Source organism: Deltaproteobacteria bacterium (assembly GCA_009929795.1).
Lineage (GTDB): Bacteria > Desulfobacterota > Desulfovibrionia > Desulfovibrionales > Desulfomicrobiaceae > RZZR01.
The window spans coordinates 1-19,571 of the sequence record RZZR01000047.1 but is presented as its reverse complement, the minus strand read 5'-3'; the positions used below and the strand labels follow the sequence as shown (position 1 = coordinate 19,571).

12 protein-coding genes are annotated in these 19,571 nt (G+C 60.6%); 4 read left to right on the top strand and 8 right to left on the bottom strand.

Going from position 1 to position 19,571, the window contains the following annotated elements:
* The first annotated feature begins 485 nt into the window (after positions 1-485).
* From EOM25_07120 to EOM25_07105, 4 genes are all read left to right on the top strand, one after another.
* Positions 486-707 carry a 4-oxalocrotonate tautomerase gene (locus tag EOM25_07120; GenBank protein ID NCC24955.1) on the top strand — a complete coding sequence of 74 codons (222 nt, stop codon included), beginning with the start codon at positions 486-488 and terminating at the stop codon, positions 705-707.
* Positions 680-2,884 (top strand): peptidase C13, encoded by a 2,205-nt coding sequence (locus tag EOM25_07115; GenBank protein NCC24954.1) that lies wholly within the window; start codon positions 680-682, stop codon positions 2,882-2,884. The genes EOM25_07120 and EOM25_07115 overlap by 28 nt, the downstream gene beginning before the upstream one ends.
* Before the next feature lie 291 nt (positions 2,885-3,175).
* A complete protein-coding gene (locus EOM25_07110; GenBank protein ID NCC24953.1) occupies positions 3,176-4,399 on the top strand; it encodes a sulfite exporter TauE/SafE family protein in 1,224 nt (407 codons plus the stop codon).
* Between the two features lie 60 nt (positions 4,400-4,459).
* Positions 4,460-5,089 (top strand): hypothetical protein, encoded by a 630-nt coding sequence (locus tag EOM25_07105; GenBank protein ID NCC24952.1) that lies wholly within the window; start codon positions 4,460-4,462, stop codon positions 5,087-5,089.
* 28 nt (positions 5,090-5,117) lie between these two features.
* On the opposite strand, the gene EOM25_07100 is transcribed toward EOM25_07105, so the two are convergent.
* The 8 genes from EOM25_07100 to EOM25_07065 form a co-directional block, all read right to left on the bottom strand.
* The gene (locus EOM25_07100; protein NCC24951.1) at positions 5,118-5,567 is read right to left on the bottom strand and encodes a PaaI family thioesterase; all 450 of its coding nucleotides are present in this window, start codon (positions 5,565-5,567) and stop codon (positions 5,118-5,120) included.
* A gap of 167 nt (positions 5,568-5,734) precedes the next feature.
* Positions 5,735-7,351, bottom strand: coding sequence for a PKD domain-containing protein (locus tag EOM25_07095; protein NCC24950.1), 1,617 nt, complete (start codon positions 7,349-7,351; stop codon positions 5,735-5,737).
* A gap of 258 nt (positions 7,352-7,609) precedes the next feature.
* Positions 7,610-9,961 carry a DUF3365 domain-containing protein gene (locus EOM25_07090; GenBank protein NCC24949.1) on the bottom strand — a complete coding sequence of 784 codons (2,352 nt, stop codon included), beginning with the start codon at positions 9,959-9,961 and terminating at the stop codon, positions 7,610-7,612.
* Entirely contained in the window at positions 9,918-12,437 is a 2,520-nt protein-coding gene (locus EOM25_07085) for a response regulator (protein ID NCC24948.1), read from the bottom strand. The genes EOM25_07090 and EOM25_07085 overlap by 44 nt, the downstream gene beginning before the upstream one ends.
* Positions 12,437-14,422: a response regulator gene (locus EOM25_07080; GenBank protein ID NCC24947.1), complete on the bottom strand. Its 1,986-nt coding sequence runs from the start codon at positions 14,420-14,422 to the stop codon at positions 12,437-12,439. The genes EOM25_07085 and EOM25_07080 overlap by 1 nt, the downstream gene beginning before the upstream one ends.
* 84 nt (positions 14,423-14,506) lie before the next feature.
* A complete protein-coding gene (locus EOM25_07075) occupies positions 14,507-16,897 on the bottom strand; it encodes a PAS domain-containing sensor histidine kinase (protein ID NCC24946.1) in 2,391 nt (796 codons plus the stop codon).
* Positions 16,898-16,900: 3 nt separating this feature from the next.
* Entirely contained in the window at positions 16,901-18,886 is a 1,986-nt protein-coding gene (locus EOM25_07070; GenBank protein ID NCC24945.1) for a biliverdin-producing heme oxygenase, read from the bottom strand.
* A gap of 154 nt (positions 18,887-19,040) precedes the next feature.
* Positions 19,041-19,571: histidine phosphatase family protein (locus tag EOM25_07065; protein NCC24944.1), on the bottom strand; the 531-nt coding region annotated here is incomplete at its 5' end.

The following is a 19,571-nucleotide window of genomic DNA, read 5'->3' as shown; positions in this document are numbered from 1 at the left end:
ACCTAGCTCGCTATTTAATTGTCAAAGATCTTGTCGCTCACGCGAAAGGTCAGTATCTATTCAAACCCGTCCTGCCTGTCAAGAAAAATTTTCAAACTCGTCAAAGTCAAAAAACTTTACCCGACACACTTCTCCAATGATCACAATCCCTTGAGCAAAAAGATCGCCCCTCCCGCTCAAGAGAAATGGCTTCTATACCGACCACCTCAACACTGTCAACTACTTTCTTAAACAAAATTTCGAAATTTAAAAATGGCCGACACCCGGACCGCCTCAGAGCAGTATCCCATCAAATAAAAAAAATCGCCCGCTCATCTAGCCCATGCAAGACTACGAGAGCGTCCTGCACAAAATTTTGTGTCCGTGATCGGGACCTCTGGGCTTGGGAAATTTGATGACCTGTCCCCGTTTTGCCCTTTGACACACCCACCTGAAACATTCACAATTCCTCAATAGACAAAATCATAACAGACGGGGTCAAACCTATGCCCATCATAACCGTAAAATTGGCCAAGGGCCGAACCGTTGATCAAAAACGGTCTTTTGTCCGGGCAGTCACCCAGGCTGCGGCCGAGCATCTGGACGTTCGGCCCGAATGGATCACTGTGCTCGTTGAGGAATTCGAGCGAGAAAACTGGGCTACGGCCGGCGAACTGCATAGTGACAAACTCGGCCCAGGATGCGGCCGGGCAGGTGCAAAACCATGACGAATATAATGCGGTCATGGATGATTTTCATCGCCCTGTTTCTGGCTCTGCCCTCGCCTGTCATGGCCCAGACCACGGACATCGCCATGTTGAGCCAAGCCCGGGACCGTCTGGTCGCCACCCTGTCCGCCGAGGACACCGACTACACCGAAATCCTGGCCCGCTCGGATTCCGTCACCGGACCGATGGAGGTCATTGCCGGGAATCAGACCCTGCGCCTGGGGCAAGGTCCGGGCTGGCTTCTGGCCGTCCGCCGACCCGAAGGATCCAGACCGCCGTTCATCCTGGCCTTTGTCGGCCGGGACGCCCGGGTGGACATGAAGACGGCCAAGACGCTGCCCGCGGGTTTCGCTTCCCTCCGATCCGCCGCCCGGACTCTCCCTCCGGCTGTTCTTGAAACCCGAAACCAAGCCTTCGCCTTTCTCGTCGAAAACCTCCTCGGCCACAGCACCGATGGCTACCGTGTACACGCGGCCAAAACTATGATTTCAGCCCCATCCGTAACAATACCTCTCTGGCGAAAAGAAATCACCCTGAACGGGGGTCCTGGCTGGCTCTTCTTCGTGGACGATCTGCCTCAGGCCAACTGGGATCACCCCTGCCGCTTTGTGCTCGTCTCGCCCGACGGCACCATGACCGTGGAACGGGCCACCACTCCACCCACGAACATGGACGACTTCGAGGAGCTAACCTCCTGGCCCAAGGCCGATCTCATCATCCAGAGTCCAAAAGACATTTCCGGCCGCACCCGGGCCGGCTCCACTCCGGCCGCCAGGCGTCACGCGGTCATCATCTCCGGCGGGGCCAACAAATGGTCAAACTACCCCCGTTACTGGAACGACTGCGCCTATTTCTTTGCCACCCTGAAGGCCCACGGCTTTTTAGACAACAACATCCACGTCCTCTTCGCCGACGGCACCGATCCGGCCCCGGACCGGCCCGACGGCCAGAGCTCCCCCCTGGACTTCGACGGCGACGGCCGTCCCGACATCGAGCACAACGCCACCAGACAGACCGTTGCCCTGGTCTTCGATCAATTGGCCGCCACCCTCGGCCCCGAGGATATCCTCTACATCTTCGCCACCGACCACGGCGCGAGCCAGGAAATCAACGAATACCCCTACTATTATCCCTTTGTCGTTCTCTGCCTCTGGGGCGAGGACATCACCGGCGAGGAGATGGCCGCCGAGGTGAACAAGGTCCCGGCCGGGATCGTGGTCGGCATCTTCGAGCAATGCTTCTCCGGAGGCTTGGTCGAGCGGCTCAAGGGCCCCGGCCGGGTGGTCATGTCGGCCTCGCGCTGGTGGGAATACTCCTACGCCATGCCACCAAACTACGAATACGACGAATTCTCCTTCCACGTCACCCGGGCCCTGGCCGAACCTGCCAGGGGCGATTCCAACGGTGACGGTCTGGTGACCATGGAGGAAGCCTACCTCTACGGATTGGTCAACGACGGATGGAAATCGGAACTCGTCGATCACAGCCTCGCCAACCAGGGAGAACACCCATCGTATATCAGCGACCCCTGGGACCTGGGCCGACAGGTCACCCTGCTCGGACGCTTCCCCGAGGCCCAGGCCCCCCGATACGGTGAATATATCCAGACCGAGACCGGCGAAATTTTTCCGGAAGACCCTGGAACTCCCATGGGCTGGCAGGCCGACGACGCTTCATGGCCGACCGACATCCCCTTTGCCTTCCCTCTGGGTGGCCGGACCTACCGGACAATGTCCGTGTCCTCCAACGGCATTCTTTTCTTCGGGTCCGCAGACCCTGGCCCCAAGAACGACGTGGACGCCCTGGCCCAGATAGTGGCCCTGGCCCCGCTCTGGGACGATCTGACCACCGAGGACGGTGACATCTTCATCGCCTCCAGTCCCCAAGAGATGACCATCTCCTGGGAGGCCTCCACCTATGTGGACCAGGTACCCGTGTCCACGGCCGCGCGCATCCGGCCCGACGGAAGCGTGACCTTTCTCTACGGCCCGGCCTCCAACCAGTTCACCGGACGCCTGACCGGACGGGACAAGACCATCGGCCTCTCCACGCCCCGGGGGCTGCACCTCGGCCTGGCCAACGGTCAGGCCACCCTCCGGAACGAGCCCGGCACGACCTTTTGGCCCATCGGACTCCAGGATCCGGCTTTCAAGCGCCTGTATCTGCTCACTCCATGAGCTGCCGTAAACGCTGAAAGACATGTCCTCCATAGGCCGGAACAACCTTGTGAAACTTTGCACTAAATTGTCTGCCCTATCAGACAACACCGTCCTAGGGCTTCAGGAGGGAACGTGACAGAAAGAACAAGGACAGTCCTAAAAATGGACCATTGCCTTTCTTCACCAAAAGGTGATAGGCGGCACTCGTATATTTGAAAATTGGCAAAAAGTTGCGGGAAACCGGCTTGTCGGGACTATGGTGTCCTGAAATTTTTCGTTCTTTCCAACACGGAAGAAAAGGGAGGACTTATGTCGAAACGCTTGAACGTCGTTGTGTTCACGATGCTGCTGCTCTTTGTGGCTTCTCTGGCCCCATCCTGGGCCCCGGACGATGTGAACGATGGCAAGATTCAAATCGTGCAGGCCGCTTACGCAGCCGATGCTCCGGCCGCCGGCTCGAAACTTCAGCAGGCCATCGCCAAGGCACCCAAAGGCGTGGAAGACGGACAGATCGATCCGAACGCTCCGGCCGGATTCCTGGGCATTCCCGGCGGCCCTCAGGTGAACGTCTTCCTGGCCCTGCTCTGGGCCGTGTGGGTAGGCTGGATCTTTTCCACTGTCGGCGCCTTCGGCGGCGTCATGGCCGGTGTCGGCCACATGACCGTTTTCGGTTTGGGAGCCTATGCCAAAAGCTTCAAGACTACCGCACCGGAACTGAACAAAACGGTCACTGACTCCATCAGGGCCTCCAACCAATTTCTGGTCGGTCTCTCGGCCCTCATCTCGACCATCAACTACGGGAAAATGGGACGGCTGGTCTTGCCTCTAGGTCTGGCCCTTGGTCTGGGCTCTCTGCTGGGCGCCTGGGGTTCGGCCACTTTGACAGCCGGCAAGATTTCCTTCTCCCAATATCAAGGCTGGTTCGGCCTCTTTGTCCTGGCCTTGGGCTGTTACCTCCTCTGGGAAACTTCTTCGGCTGGCGAGGCCAAGAAGAAAAAGGCCAAGCAGGCCGCCCAGGCCTTTGAGGCTGCGGTCAAGGCCCAGAAGACCGGCGGAGCAGTCCCGGAAACCGGGGTCAAGATCCTGGGCTTCTCGGTCACCCAGGTCCGCTTCACCTTTTGCGGGGTCGAATTCACCTTCAATCCTCTGCTGCCTGTCATCGGCGGCATCGTCATCGCTGCCATCGCCGCCTTCCTGGGCGTCGGCGGAGGATTTTTGCTGGTTCCCTTCCTGACCAGCATCACCCAGCTGCCCATGTATCTGGCCGCCGGTACCTCGGCCCTGGCCGTTCTGGTCAGCATGATCACCAGTATCGTCACCCTCATGACCAAGGGCGTCCCCATCGACTGGCCCTTCATCGGCATGGAGATGATCGGCATCGCCATCGGTTCGGTCATCGGTCCTCGGACGTCCAAGTACTTTTCCGACAAGCTGCTCAAGCGGATCTTCATCGTCCTTGCCTTTTACGTGGGCATCGACTATATTTTCCGTGGTTTCTTCGGCATTCGAATCATTGAAATGCTGTTTGGCTAGTCTTGACCTTTCCCACAACGTATCCAAAGGCCCCGGCGTTTGTCGGGGCCTTTTTCGCTCATGGACACACTCCGCAACATTCTTTTAGGGCTTGACCCTTACATCATCTGGGCCTTCCGGCTGGTGGATGAACCATGGCTCGGGTTTTTCCTGGGCAGTTCCCTTCTTTGCCTGATCTGCGTCGTCTTCGGTGATATCACTTCCCTGAGCGCCAAACGAATGAACCGCAAGCTCTACGGCAAATATCGGGACGAAATGGTCCGCCATCACAATTTGTCCATTCAGGCCCTGGAACACACGGACAAAGCCGCCTACAAAGCCGTCAACAAGCAGGCCCACGAGGCCTTCGGCAAGTACTTTTTCAGCCAGGCCGGGGCCTTTACCCTGTCCATCTGGCCCGTGCCATTCGCCATGGGCTGGATGGACATCCGTTTTGGCGGGATTCCTCTACCTCTCCCCTTCCCTTTACCCGGGGTCGGCGACAGCGTATTCTACCCCTTCTATTTCCTGCCAATGTATATTCTGATCCGGATTTTCTACGGGCGGATCATGCGCCGCTTCGCCTTTTACCAAAGCATCCTGCTCTGGGCCAAGCACGGTTCGGATGTCCAGATGCGGTCCTTCGTCGATCTTTTGAAGCCCCCATCTCCCGACAACCGACCTGACCAGGCCCAGAAAAAAAACGACTGAGACCGCACCAGCAAGACCCGAAACGGATTCACTCGGATTTCATTGTCGTCGGCATGGGCGCGGCCACGACTTCGCCCCGGACCCTGACTTGACCCAGGGCCGAGATCTCGACTTCCACGACGATCTTGCGGCCTCGATGCTCCAGAACTCTGGCCTTCAACTCCAATTCCGGCCCCAAGGGTGTCGGTTTGAGGAAATCAACATGAAGCGAGGCCGTTACGAACCGACCTACAAGGCCACCTTCGCTGGCCGCGGCCGCGGCCGTGCCCACCCCGTGACAGTCCACCAGGGAGGCCAGAAGCCCCCCGTAGACGAACCCGGGCACGGCGATGTGCTCAGGCCTAGGTGTAAAGACGGCCCTGCCTTCCTGCCCATCCCAATGGGTCTCGACATGCAGACCATATTTGTTGTTCTTCCCGCAGCCGTAGCAATGACTGAGTTCATCGGCGTACTGGTGCTGGACCGGCGTGTCGTCCATGAGTGTCCTCCTGGTGTTGAGCTGAAAATCGACGGTCTGCCTCTAATTGCTTCCGAAGGCAAGACCTGCTCGCCGCTGAACAAAACGAGACGCCCCCCGATTGAACGGAGGGCGTCTCGCTGGAGGGGTGGGTCTGCCGGACCATCCGGCAGACCCAAAACACAACGCTACTCGAAGGGATCGGTCGGAATATCGCTTTCAATGGGCACTGCGGCGATGCCCGAAAAACACTTGCCGTTAAACTTCAAATTTTCGTACAGGGCAAAGGCCGCTACGCCCGGTTCGCTGACAATGCGGACACTCCCGCCCTTTCCTTGGCTGGCGGCGATATCCGACAGACTGATCTTGGCCGCGCCCAAAGCATCAATCTCCAGTGTCCTGGAACCGTCATCGACGCCGTTTTGGCCGACAAAGGTCAAAACAACCTCAACCGTTTGCGGATTCGGGTTGCAGACCATGATCATCGTGCTCCATTCCCGATCCTGAGCCACGTGGGGAATGCGCAGTGCCGGATGGACGGCATCGACGAGAGGGATATCAGCCATGTAGTTGCCAACGCCGTTCGTGCCGAAAAAGGACAGACCGGTCAATGGAGCGTCTGACCGAATGAGCATCCAACCCTCTGTCCGGGAAAAACCGGAGATGACCTGGGCGATTTGCCCCTGGGGAGGAATTGGCTGGCCGACATCCTCTCCGAAGATCAGGCCCCCCGACTGGTCGTAGACTTCGATGCTGACATGGGCTTCGCCCTTCTGACTTTCGTTGGTCAGGCCGACCCCGGTCCATTCATTGGCCCTGGACGTGTAGTAGGGCAAAATATAGGCGTACTCCGTTGCATTGCCGGAGGCCAGAACATTCACCTCCATCGAAGACTCCCCGGTACGCCCGGCCCTGTCCGTGGCCAGGACGGTCACGGTGTACGAGCCTTCCACCCTGAAGGTGTGCCGGACTTCGGCCCCGGACAAGACCGTACCGTCACCCATGTCCCAGCGGAAGAGGCACTCGCCGGCCTTCTTGGCCGTTGCCCTGAAAACGACACTCAACGGAGCAGGCCCAAAGGTCTTGCCGGCTCCGATAGTTACCTCGATCCTCCCAGGGTCCTCGCCCATCTCGACCTTCACACTCTCGGAATAGTACTTGTCGGTTCCGGTCACGGCGCAAAGACGATAGTAGGAAGTCCCCGGAAGAGGGTCGGAATCCGTGTGGCCGATGGCTTCTTGGTTGGAGATGACGGCCAGGTATCCGTCCCTGGGGTACTCGGCGCCTGGAAACTCGTTCCTCAAAACCTTGTAGAATCTAAAATCCGATCCCATGAATCTCGTCCAGGTCAGAACCACGTTCCCCGCATCCGTGACCTCGGCTTCGAGTTTCAGATCTTCTGGTTCCGGCGCCTCGCCCATCTCAACCTTGACGCTTGAAGAGTAATACTTGCCGCCGTTGTCCAAAACGATGCAGGCCCTGTAGTACGAAACTCCACCCAAGGGGTTCTTGTCGAGGTAAGTCGTGATCCCGGGGTCGGTCGAATAGAAAAGGTACCCGTCCTCTGGATATTTCGCTCCGGGAAATCTATTGCGCAACAATTTGTAATATTTAAAATCCTGACCCTGATACCCGGTCCAGGCGCATGAGATCTTGCCGTCTTTGACCTTCACGTCGAGCTTCACCTCAAGAGATTCGGCCCAGGCCAAGCCAAAAACGGCCAACACGAACGCCAAAACACACAAGGGGACTATACGCATCGCCTTCGTCTTCATGGGGCACCTCCAGGTCATTGTTTCAAACATGAACCGGACTATCCCAGACAACAATGATCTCGTCTGTGAAAGCGGTCACATCGAAACGGTGACGGATTACCCAAATTGAATTTTCGATCATTTTCAGGCCAAAAACCCGCTGGGAGAGGTGCCAAATACCCTGCGGGACTCGCCGCCTTTGTGAATCTTCCGGGTCGATCCCGCCGATCCGGAAGGGAATGGACCCCCGGCTCCACTTTGTTCCAGTCGCCTTCCTTGACCGTGCCCAGGACCTGGACGGCGGTGGAATCAGGCCGAGGTCTTCAAATACGACGTGCCGACCTCCACGGGAATGGTCACGTATACCGTGGTTCCATGGCCCTCACGGCTTTCCAAGGCCAGATGGCCGCCCATGAGAATCACCAGTCGTTTGACCAGAGCTAGGCCCAGGCCAGCCCCCTGGTATTTTCTCGTCATGGACCCGTCGGCCTGGACAAAGGGCTCAAACAGGCCGTTCTGGATCTCGTCCGGGATACCGATGCCCGTGTCCCGGACTCGGACCATCAGCCGGAACGGAACCTCGTCGAAGCATTTGAAACCTGAAATCTCGACCTCCACCTTGCCCTCGTCCGTGTATTTGCAGGCGTTACCCACCAGGTTAAAGACCACCTGCAGTATTCTGGCCTTGTCACCCAGCATGCTGCCGGGAAATTCGTCCACTCTGTGGAGAACGAGTTCAAGGCCCTTCTGATGGCAGGTCATGCCAAAGGCGTCCGAGACTGCCTGCAAAATTTCCTCAGGCCGAAAGGCCTTGGGCTTCAGCGGCATCCGCCCGGCCTCGATCTTGACCAGGTCCAGAATGTCGCTCAGAAGCTCGGACAGCCTCTGGGCCGAACGCTCGGCCATGCCCACGTACCCCTGCTTCTCCTCGTCGACGTCTGTGGTCCGCAAAAGTTGCATCATCCCCAGGATGCCGTTCAGGGGGGTCCGAAGCTCGTGACTCATGTTGGCCAGGAACTCGGTCTTGATTCGGCTGGACTCCTCAGCCGCGTCCCTGGCCTGTTCCAATTCGGCCTGAACCCGTTTCAGTTCTGTGATCTCGGTGGTCATGGTCCCGGTACCCAGGAGCACGCCATCCATGAAAATTGGAAATTTCCGGGTCCAAAAAGTCCGCACCTGTCCGTCGGACTCGGTGATCCCCTCTTCGGACGTGAGGATCTCGCCCGGAGGCAGGGCCAACGCGGCCCGGTCGTTGGCCATGAACCCGGCGATCTGCTCCGGCGTGGCCTTGCCCTCGAAAAGCTCCTCGTCCGTCCGCCCGATGACCTGCTCGTTGGTCCAACCTGTCAGATCGGTGTAGGCCGCGTTGACCAGCAGGTAGCGAAGCCCGGTGTCCTTAGCCACTACGATATTGTTACTGCTGTTGACCAGGTCATAAAAAATCCTGATGGTCCTAGCCCGTTCGCGGGCCTCGGATTGGGCCAGCCTCCGTTCGGTCACGTCCCGGCAGGTGTAGAGGACTTCGCTCCCCTGGATGGCGATGCGCTTGACGTTGACCAACAGATGGCGCTCCCGGCCGTCGGGACGAGTAATGGTCTGTTCTTGGTTGACCAGCTCGTCACCCTCGTCCCGGAGCTGCCCGGGACCAAAGACCATGCTTCCAAGAATGGAAACGATGGAGCCTCGACCCGAAGCCTCCTCCCGGCTCAGACCGAAAATGGTTTGCACGTTGGGGCAGACAAAGGTCAACCGGCCCTGGAGATCGGTCAAGAACACGGCGTCGGAGATGCTGGAAAGCACGTCCCGGTACATGGCCTCGCTTTCCTGCAAGGCCTTTGTGGATCTGCGGTCCAGCCGCCACGCCATCCACAGTCCGGCCAGCCCGAGAAGTCCGATCAGGACGTGAGCCGAGACCAGCAACCGGTACTGAAACGCGACGTCGGCCATATACGATTCCAGTGGCACGGATACGCTAATCCCTCCCCGAATCTCACCCACCTTGTACCCCTGGACGCCGTGGCATTTGAGACAGCTCTCCTCGGTCATCAACGCCCGCATGAACCGGAAATGGGGTTCCCCGTTGAGATCTGCGACCTTCGTGACTTCCCAGGCCCCATCGGCCAAAGACCGCAGGGCCTTGGCCTCCCATTCGTCGGGCCCGTTTTCGGGCCGGATCGGATCCAGGCTGGTGATATGGCCCAGCAGGCCGAGTTTGGCATCACCCAGTTCGTGGACCTGACGGGTCATGTAGGCCGGATTGATCAGGGTCAGGCGACGCCCGTCCGTGGCCGTCAGGTCTCGATCCGGAATGTGGGAGAGATAAGGATTAGGTGGTGTGGCCTCGCTGGGCTGGACATACAATCCGCCGTGCATGCTCGCCCAGCGCCGGTACACGAGGTCCTTGGCAAAGGCCGCCCGGGCGTTGGACCGGGCAAAGGCGATCATAGACCTGTCCGTCTGGACCAAATTCCAGGCCAGAGAAATGGCCAGAGTCAGAACCCAGGCCAGTGCTCCGAGCAGGAACATAATGTCTCTGGACCGGGCCATATCTCGCTCCGGTGCCGTCATCAGGACCTCCCGTGACTCATCGAACCCGGGTCCACGGGTCCGGGTCTTCTCACTCGGCCCGACCGGTGACCTTGCGCAGGACCCGTTCCACATCTTCGATGAGCACCGGCTTGGACAGGTAGTCGTTCATGCCCGCGGCCAGGAAGTTCTCGCGGTCACCGTCCATGGCGTGGGCCGTGAAGGCCACAATGGGGATGTTCCGCGTGGACTCGGAAAAAGTCGTGGAGTTCCTGATGGCCAGGGTGGCCTCCAGGCCGGTCATGATCGGCATCTGGATGTCCATGAGGATGCAATCAAATTCGCGCTCTTCCAGCCGCTTCAACACGTCCCTGCCATTCTCGGCCAGAACGACCTCGTGCCCCAGCTTCTGGAGCAGGCGCTGGAACGGGATGAAATTGGACGGTTCGTCTTCGGCCAAAAGGACTCGCAACCCTTTCCTGCTTGTGTCGGTCATGCTGTGCTCCATGTTTGATGAATCGTGTTCGATGTCAGGGGTCGTGAACGGAAGTGAAACATAAACCGAAGTACCTCGGCCCGATTCGCTGTCCACGGCCACGCTGCCGGCCATGAGTTCGGCCAGCCTTCGAATCAGGGCCAAGCCCAGACCGGCCCCTTGGTGTCTGCGTGTATGGGATCCGTCCACCTGGACGAAGGGGCGGAACAGCACTCCGACCTTGTCGTCGGGGATGCCCACGCCTGTGTCGGCCACGGCAAGGAGGACACGGGCCTGGTTTGGTCGGTGTTCAGGAAGAAGCGAAACAGAGACCTCGACCCGGCCTTTTTCGGTGAACTTCAAGGCATTGGCCGTCATGTTGAAGAGAATCTGCCGTACCCTGGCCTCGTCGCCGAGGAGGACTCCGGGCAGCCTGGGATCCAGAGTGCATTTCAGATCGATCTTCCGCTCCCTGGACTCCAGCAGGAACAGGCCGGCCACGGAATCGAGGACCTCGGCCATGCTGAAGGCTTCCCTCCGGATATCCATGACTCCGGCCTCGACCCGGGACAAATCCAGGATGTCCGAGAGGAGCCGGGTCAACCGCCCGGCCGAGGCGATGGCCAGATCCACGGACTCGTTCTGGTCGTGGTCGAGGGCCGTGGCCCGAAGGACCTGCATCATGCCCATGATCCCGTTGATGGGCGTCCGGATCTCGTGGCTCATGTTGGCCAGGAACTCGCTCTTGGCCCGATTGGCCTGTTCGGCGAGATTCTTGGCCCGGATGAGGGTCTCCCGGGCCGCCTTGGCCTCGGTGGCGTCGGTCATGGTCACCACGGCCCGGCCGCCGGCCAGAAAAGCTCCCCGGAACCCAACGTGCTTGATGGTTCCGTCTCGACACATCACCGGGTACTCCCGCACGGCCACGTCTGAATTCTGCAGGGCCATTGTCCAATCGGCCAAAACCTCGTCTCGAAGGTTCCCCTCGGGATAGGCCAGGGCGAACCAGTCGTCCAGATTCCGGATCTCTCCCGGGCCGTAGCCGGTCAGTTCGACGAAGCCCGGATTGACCTGGGCCAACCGACCGTCGGCCTCCCAGACCGCCACTCCCACGGGCAGGCTCTGGAACAGGCCGTGGAGAAGGTCCCTCTGCCGGGCGATGATCTGTCTGGACTCGGCCCTGGCCATGGCCGCGCCCAGACTTCCGGCGGCGATGCGCAGAACGTGCTCCTCGGTCTCCGTCCAGGTCCTGGCCGAAAACACGGCATCAAAGCCCAGTAAACCCCAGAATCGTCCAGAAACGTCGATGGGCACGGCCAGAAGGCTCTGTATCCCCTGGGCCTCCAGATCAGCACGCTCCGATTCCGGAAAATCCCGGACCAGCCCGGTGACGCTCCGTCCGGACGACAGTTCCCTGAACCAGCGGGGACAGACCTCGTTGTAGGACAGATTCCGGAGCCGGGGATTCCCGATCTGAGGGACAACACCCTCCCGGGTCCACTCGTGGGTCTGGCTGAACAGGATACTCCCGGTCTCGGTGTCGGGATGGTTGCGGAAGATGTATACCCGGTCCGCTTCCGTGGCCTGGCCCAGGCGGGCCAGGACCTCGTTGACGCTCGATGCCGGGTCTGCAGTCCGCAAAAGCGCCAAGGCGCTGAAGGCCGTGGCCTCCATGAGCCGGTCCCGATGGGCCAAGGTGTCTTCGGCCCTTTTCCGTTCGGTGATGTCGACAAAGATGCAGGCGAACTTTCCCGGCTCCGGCCGAAAGGCCCGGACCTGGAAATGCCGACCCACGGCCCCGGAATAACTCTCGAACAAAACCGGCTCCCCGCTCTCCACCACCCGACCGTAGGTCTCGATCCAATACCGCTCCGTCCCCGGCAGGACCTCCAGCACGGTCTTCCCGACGATGTCTCGGAATTTGAGTCCGGTCATCCGCTCGAAGGCCGGGTTGACCTCCAGAAACCGATAGTCCGCCGGACGACCCTCTTCGTCGAAAAGCATCTCGTGCAGGGCAAAGCCGTCGAGCATTTCCCGAAACAGAGTCCGGAACCGCTGGTCAGTCTCTCGCAGGGAATCGATGATCCGGGGCTCAAGCCCGTCTTGTTTTTCGGTCGCCGTTTCCGCGCAACGCATCACTCCCTCCCGGCTTGAGCATCCCTCGCTTCGACGATTTTGGCCGTCACCCGGGCCAAATCCTCCAACCGGACCGGCTTTGCCAGATAGTCGTTCATGCCGACGGCCAGAAATTTCTCCCGGTCCCCGGTCATGGCGTAGGCCGTCAGGGCGATGATGGGAATGTTCCTCTTCGGGCCCAGGACCCTGGAGCCGCGAATGGCCCGGGTGGTCTCCACCCCGTTCATGACCGGCATCTGAATGTCCATGAACACGCAGTCGAACTCACGGCCCTCCAGGAACTCCAAGGCCTGGGCCCCGTCCTCGGCCACGGTCACCTTGTGACCGGACTTTTCCAGGAGCTTGCTCATGGCCACCTGATTCAGACGATCGTCTTCGGCCAGGAGAATCCTCAGGCCCGGGGCCGTGTCCTCGGACGGACCGAAGGCGTCCGGCCTCGCGGCCTCGCCCTTGGATTTCGGAGTCTTGAAGGGAAGCAGGACATGGACCGCGGTGCCCTCCCCCACGGAGCTGTCGATGGTGATGTTCCCACCCATGACCTCGACCAGGCGGCGGACAATGGCCAGGCCCAGGCCGGCTCCCTGGTGGCTCCTGGTGTAGGACCCATCCACCTGGACAAAAGGCTTGAACAATTCGTCCAGCTTGTCCTCGGGGATGCCGATGCCGGTATCGGACACGCTGAACAGGACCCGAAGCCCCCGGCCGCCGGCGAAAATCGGGATCATCCGGACCGAGACCCGGCCGCGATCCGTGAACTTCAGGGCGTTGCCCACCAGATTGAAGAGAATCTGCCGGACCCGGGCCTCGTCCCCCACCAGCCTGGCCGGCATGGCCGGGTCGATGTCGCAGTCCAGGGCCACCCGCTTCTCCCGGGCCAAGGTCGTGAACAACTGGGACACCGAATCGCCCAGACCGGCCACGGCGAACTCGGTTTCGATGACCGACATCTTGCCGGCTTCGACCCTGGAGAGGTCCAGGATGTCCGACAGGAGACGGGACAACCGCTCCGTGGAGACCACGGCCAAACGGACGAAATTCTGCTGTTCCTCGTTCAGGGTACTGGCCTGGAGGAGCTGCATCATGCCCAGAATTCCGTTCAGGGGCGTCCGGATCTCGTGGCTCATATTGGCCAGAAACTCGCTCTTGGCCCGATTGGCCTCGTCGGCCCGCTCCCTGGCCCGGGCCAGTTCCTCCTCGGCCTTCTTTCTGGCCGTCACGTCCCGGATGAGTTCGACCACATACTCGATCCGTCCGTCCTGGCCGAAGATCGGGTTGGCCCGGCAATCCAGGTGCAGGTCCAGTTCGGAAACATAGTTCTCGACCGAAGCCGCCCGGCCCGTCCGCTTTGCCTCCAGAGTGGCGCAGACCTCACATGGCCTGTCCCGACCGATGATCTCGTAGCATTTCCGGCCCTGCACATCCTGCTCGGTCATGTTCAGGAACCCGTATCCGGCCTTGTTGTATCGAACCAGGGAGAGATCGGGCCGCTTGACGCTCATCATGTCCGGGATGTTGTCCAGAATACCTTCCAAAAGCCTGTTTTTATGCATCAAATCGGCCTCGGCCGTTTTCAGCCGGGTGATGTCCGCCACAAAACCCTGCATGTGAAGGATCGCTCCGCTCTCGTCCCGGACCTGACGGGCCGACTCCGAGGTCCAGAAGGTCGTCCCGTCCTTGCGTTGCTGAAGGGATTCAAAACCCTTGACCTCTCCCTTTTCGTCGAACAGGGCCAGAAACCGTTCCCGATCCTCGGGGTAGACATAGGTCTGCCTGGCGATGTCGGTCACCGAGCCGACCATTTCCTCGGGAGAGGCATAGCCGTACATGGCGGCCATGGCCGGATTGACCGACATGTAGCACCCCTCGAGGGTGGAGATGAACACCCCGATGGGAGCGTTTTCCACCAGACCATGGAAGGCTTCAAACCCGGCCGGGACCGCCGTCAGGCCGTTTCCTTTCCCACGGGATGTGTTCTGCTGCGTCATGATCGGCTCCGTTGGTTCGGAAGGTGAAGGGATGCTCCACCCATATCAGGCGTAAGCCAAAACAGCCACTGCCGTAAATCAGATCTAATCGGTCTGACCGACCCGAATCAGGAGGCGGTGAACCCCGGCCAGCAAATCCTTCAGACGGTAGGGCTTGCTCAGGAACAAGGCCGCCCCGGCCGCGTGGATTTCCTCCTTCATGTCTGCCGTGGAGTACCCGCTGGCCACGATCACCGGCAACCCGGGGTCACGCTCCAGGAGACGCCGCAGACAGGTTCGGCCACCCATGCCCGGCATACCCAGGTCCAGAATCACCAGACCGATGCCCCGGCCCAGTTCGGCGTGCAGGGCCAAGGCCTCTTCGCCGCTGCCGACCGAAAGAACCGTGTAGCCGGCCCCTTTGAGAATCTCCTCGGTCGCCTCCCGTATATCGGGCTCGTCATCCACGACCAGGATGGTCTCCGAACCGGATCCGGCATCGCCCGAAGGCTCGATCATTTCCGGCTTGGACTCGATCTCGCCCTCGGCAACCGGCCAGTGGATGGTGAAGGTCGTACCCTGGCCCGGACGGCTGTCGCACCGGATATGCCCCCCATGAGTAGTGACGATGCCCCAGACCATGGCCAGCCCCAGACCGGTGCCCTTGCCCACGGCCTTGGTGGTGAAGAAGGGGTCGTAGATCCGTTCCAGGGTCCGAACGTCCATGCCGCATCCGGTGTCAGAGACCCGCAGACGAACATGGGGCCCTGGCCTCAGGCCCGGAAGCCGGGCCACGTCCGCCTCGTTCAGGTCCACGATTCGGGTTTTCAGAGAGAGAATCCCGGTCTCGCCCATAGCGTCCACCGCGTTGAGCCCCAGGTTGAGAAGGACCTGATCGATCTGAACCGGATCGGCGGCCACAGGCCGCAAATTCGAGTCCAAATCGATCTGCACAGAGATCATCTTGGAAATGGCCCTCTCCAGAATCGTGACGGCCTCCTCCACCTCCTGGTTCAAATTGACCAGGGCCCGGCCGACCTCGGCCTTTCGGCTGAAGATCAGAAGCTGTCGAACCAGCCCCGCGGCCCGGTCGATGGCCCGCTCCACCGTGGCCAGCCTGGACCGATCCGGATGACCCAAAGACTTGTCCGCCAGGAGGATCTGAATATTGCCGCCCATGGCCTGGAGGAGATTGTTGAAGTCGTGGGCCACGCCCCCGGCCATGATCCCCATGGACTCCATCTTCTGAGCCTGAAGGAGCTGGGCCTGGAGTCGTTCCCGTTCCTCCCGGGCCTGCTTGCGATCCGTGATGTCAGCCGCCGAAACCACCACGTGACCCGAGGGCAAGGCGGCGGCTCGCATGTCAATTTCCTTGACCGTGCCGTTGGCGCAGGTCACGGAATACTCGCCCTTGGCCCACCCAGTCTTCAGGGCCTCGGCCCACTGGGCCAGGACCTCTTCCCGGTAGACCGGGTCTGGATAGGCCAGCCGGAACCAATCGTCGGCATGAACCAGGGTATCCAGAGTCCAGCCGAAAAGCTGAACGAACCAGGTGTTGACCTTCAGGAATCGCCCGTTCGCATCCAGGACGGCAATGCCCAGGGGGGCGCTGGAGAGCAGGGCCTGAAGCAGATCGTTCTGCTCAACCACGGCTGCTTCGACCCGCTTCCGCTCGGTCAGGTCCACGTCGATGCTGAAGCACTCCATTCCCCCCCTGGGCATGGAGGCCAGGACATGGCTGGAAAAAACCGTCACCGGATGGCCTTTCTTGTGGCGTAGGGTCAGCTCCCGGGCCGGAATCCGTTTTCCGGATGCGGCCATCCGGGACAAGGCCGTCCGGGCCTGGGACTGCATTTCCGGGGTAATGATCAGTTCCAGGATATTCCGGCCCACGGCCTCCTCGACCGAATACCCATAAAACCGCTCCGAGGCCCGGTTCCAGTAGCGGACGGTCCCGTCCAGGGCGAAACCCCGGATGGCCACGGCATCCATCCCGTCCAGAATACTCTGGAACCGGATCTCCGACAGGGCCAGATCGCTCTCGGCCTGTCTGAGGCCGGAGATGTCGGTCAGGGTCAGAAGAAAGAAGTCCTGCTCATGATGTCGAATCGGCACGACCGAGACCAGGGCCTCGATGGTCCGCAAGACGTCTTCCCCGGCCAAGGCCAGACGGACTTCAACCTCGCCCACGGCCTCGCCGGTCTCCATGGCCCGGTTGACGCCGTTACGGATCTTGCATTCGGAACAGTTCTCGCTTTGGCCGCAGGTTGTTCCTCCCAGCATGTTTAAGCAGTCGAAGGCATCCCCGAAAACCTTGTCCAGCATCTCTGTCCGGGGTTTTCCGACCATTGCCACGGCGGCCCGGTTGGCCTCGACGATTCTGACTTCGCGGTCCGCAACGAACATGGCGTTGGGGGCCAGGGCAAAGACCGGACCATCCCAGGGCCGAACCGGACCCAGATCCGGACCAGTTGACGATGAACGTGATTCTGCCACGGTTCAATCCTTTGTATCGCCGGATTTGATCGCCTTTTCCATATCGGCCAGGATGAAGGTCACGTTCTCCACCCACTCTCGGGAAAACCTGGAGGGATCGGCCAGCCAAACCGTCAGGCTTGAAACCGCCTGTTTGAGCCCGGAGGCCTCATCGGCCATGGCCGAAGCCAACAGTTGGACGGCCTCCCGGCAGAAAAAATCCTCCTTCCAGCCCAGTCTCTGCTCCATGCGGCGGACATACCCTTCCAGGTCCGCCTTGGCCCACCCGGTTTCGACCCGAAGTCTGTCGGCCTCGGCTGCCAGAAGATGCCTGTGTCCATCCCGATCAGGGCGGGCCTCGGACAGCTCCTCGCTCAGAATCTCCAGGTGCCTGGCCAACAGAATCCTCGGAATTCCCCGGGCCGCCAGCACTCCGGCCAGCCAATCCACCTGGCTTCTCGTGGTTTCGGCACCCAGGCCGGGCAGGGTTGCCAGCCAGGCCCCGTCGGCGTCGGAAAACCTCAGACCACGCAGGCCGTAACGGAGCATGAAATAGGGATGTTCGGCCAGACAGCGGTCCGTGGCCCGGAGCACTGCTTCCAGGTCACGGCGGTCCTGGGGCACGGCGTGATTCCCGGCTTCCGGGTTCAGACCGGTCACCGTGTACCGCATTGTTTGTTTATCCAGGGGCCAGAGGGCCTCGAAGGCCTCCAGCAGACAGTGGAAGATGGTCAGGGCCGTGGTCGTCATGGCCTGGATATCGTTCGGGTCCGTCACGGCCATGTCGAAAACCTCGGCCGTCCGGTCCCACTCGGACGGCCCGGCCGCGGCATGGCGGGTCAGATAGGACAGGCCCCGGCCTGGGGAAAGTCCTAGGGACTGGGCCACCCGGGGGGCGAGGATGACGGCTCCCTTGGTGGACCCGCCCAGAACATACGCGGCCCCCAGCAGGGCCGCCGGATTTTCCTTGGCCATAAGCAGGATGTGCGAGGCCGCCCGAATTCCGGCCCTAACAGCGCCAGGAGAATCCGGGATGAGCTTGCGGCGGAAGAAGTCATTGTCGTCGAGGAGTGCTTCGAGGCGGCCAAGCTCTCCTGTCCAGACTCTGGCCACCAGAGGGTCGTCGCTGACTGGCAGCTGCCGCTCCAACGGGGCTTGAATCGCAGTCAGAACCCGGATGACGCCCACATAGGCCTCGATGTTCAGGGATCCGTCAAGAAAGGCCCGGGCCAGGGGGGTATTCTCGATCTGGCCGTGCAGATCCCGGGTGGCGGCCCGCAGGACATTGGTGGCGGTGTGTTCGGACATATTCGGTCTCCTGCCTGACTGGATGAAATGGTTTTCGTTCCCGAACGGTGGACCCGGTCGGATGCTCAACCGGCCATGTCCCGCATGACGGCATGGTCCGGGATCGGTCCCCGGCACCGGCCACAGGCCCCGTTCTCCGTCGACACCAAGGCCCCACAGATCATGCACAACCGCCGGTCCCCGTCCAGGCTCTCCTTTTCCGGCCACTCCAGGCCCGAGACCTTGAAGACCCGGTCCCCGACCTCGAAATACCCGAACTGATCGGCTCCGGCCCGCAAGACGACCTTCTTGCCCCGGTCGGTCCGGAACTCGACCATCGGCCGCTGCTCGGTCCGGGCCGGACGGTTCTCGTTGGCCCTGAAGTGGACGGTCTTCACGAACTTGTCGGCCACCTGCCCGGTCCAGCTCCTGGCGGCCCTCTTCCTGGTCCACAGAGCCAAAAGCACCGTGACCACGGCGAAAAATCCAAGGGACAAAAACACGTCCCGGTTCAACTCGCCCATGCTTATCCAGATGACCACAAAAATGACCGGTAGAAGAAGGATCAAAAAGCTCCAGGCATAGATCTTCGAATACTTCCGATAGCGGACGATCCAAGTCCGGGTCTCTTCCGGACTCAAGGGAGCCGATGCCGTCTTCCGAGACATGTTCTTCCTCTCCCCAGGCCCCGGGGACGGAGCCGAAAGATATGTGGATGATCATGAAGTACGTATTCCGAGCGCAAAGACACGTCAAGGCGAAGTCTTGACTCTCACCGCTTGGTTCACGCAAAAAATAAGAAAATCCGGCTGGTATGGGGATGAGCCTTCAACAACGATGTAGTGAGAAAAAGAGAAAATTCTGAAAAAATATGTATTCAAAAGCCCGATGCCGGAAGGGAGGGCAAAAGCCCTTCGCGGTCGCGATTCATGACCTTCGCCAGCCAGCCTTTGTCCCCGGCCTGAAGCACGTTCAGGCAGCCCGGGTCCTGGCCCAGACGAAAGAGATTGGCCAGAGGCAGGCCCAGGACGTGGCAGAAAAGGACCCGGTTCACCCCGGCGTGGGCCACGACCAGGACCGGGCCTTTTCCGGGCAGGGATTCGAGAACGGGCACGGTCCGCCGGGCCAGATCCTCGAAGCTCTCTCCGCCCCGGGGGCGATATCCGGCCAGATCCCGGCCTCTACGTTCGTATTCGCCAGGGAATCTGGTCTGGACCTCGGCCACGGTCAACCCCTCCCAGTCGCCCAGGTCGATCTCGGCCAGATCGGGAACAACGATCAATTTCGGACCGTCCGCTCCGACCAGGATGGCCGCGCTGTCCTTGGCCCGGACAAGGGGACTGCATAAAACGACCTCGGGCCTCCAGGAACGGATGGTCCCGGCCATGGCCTCCATCTGGGCCCGGCC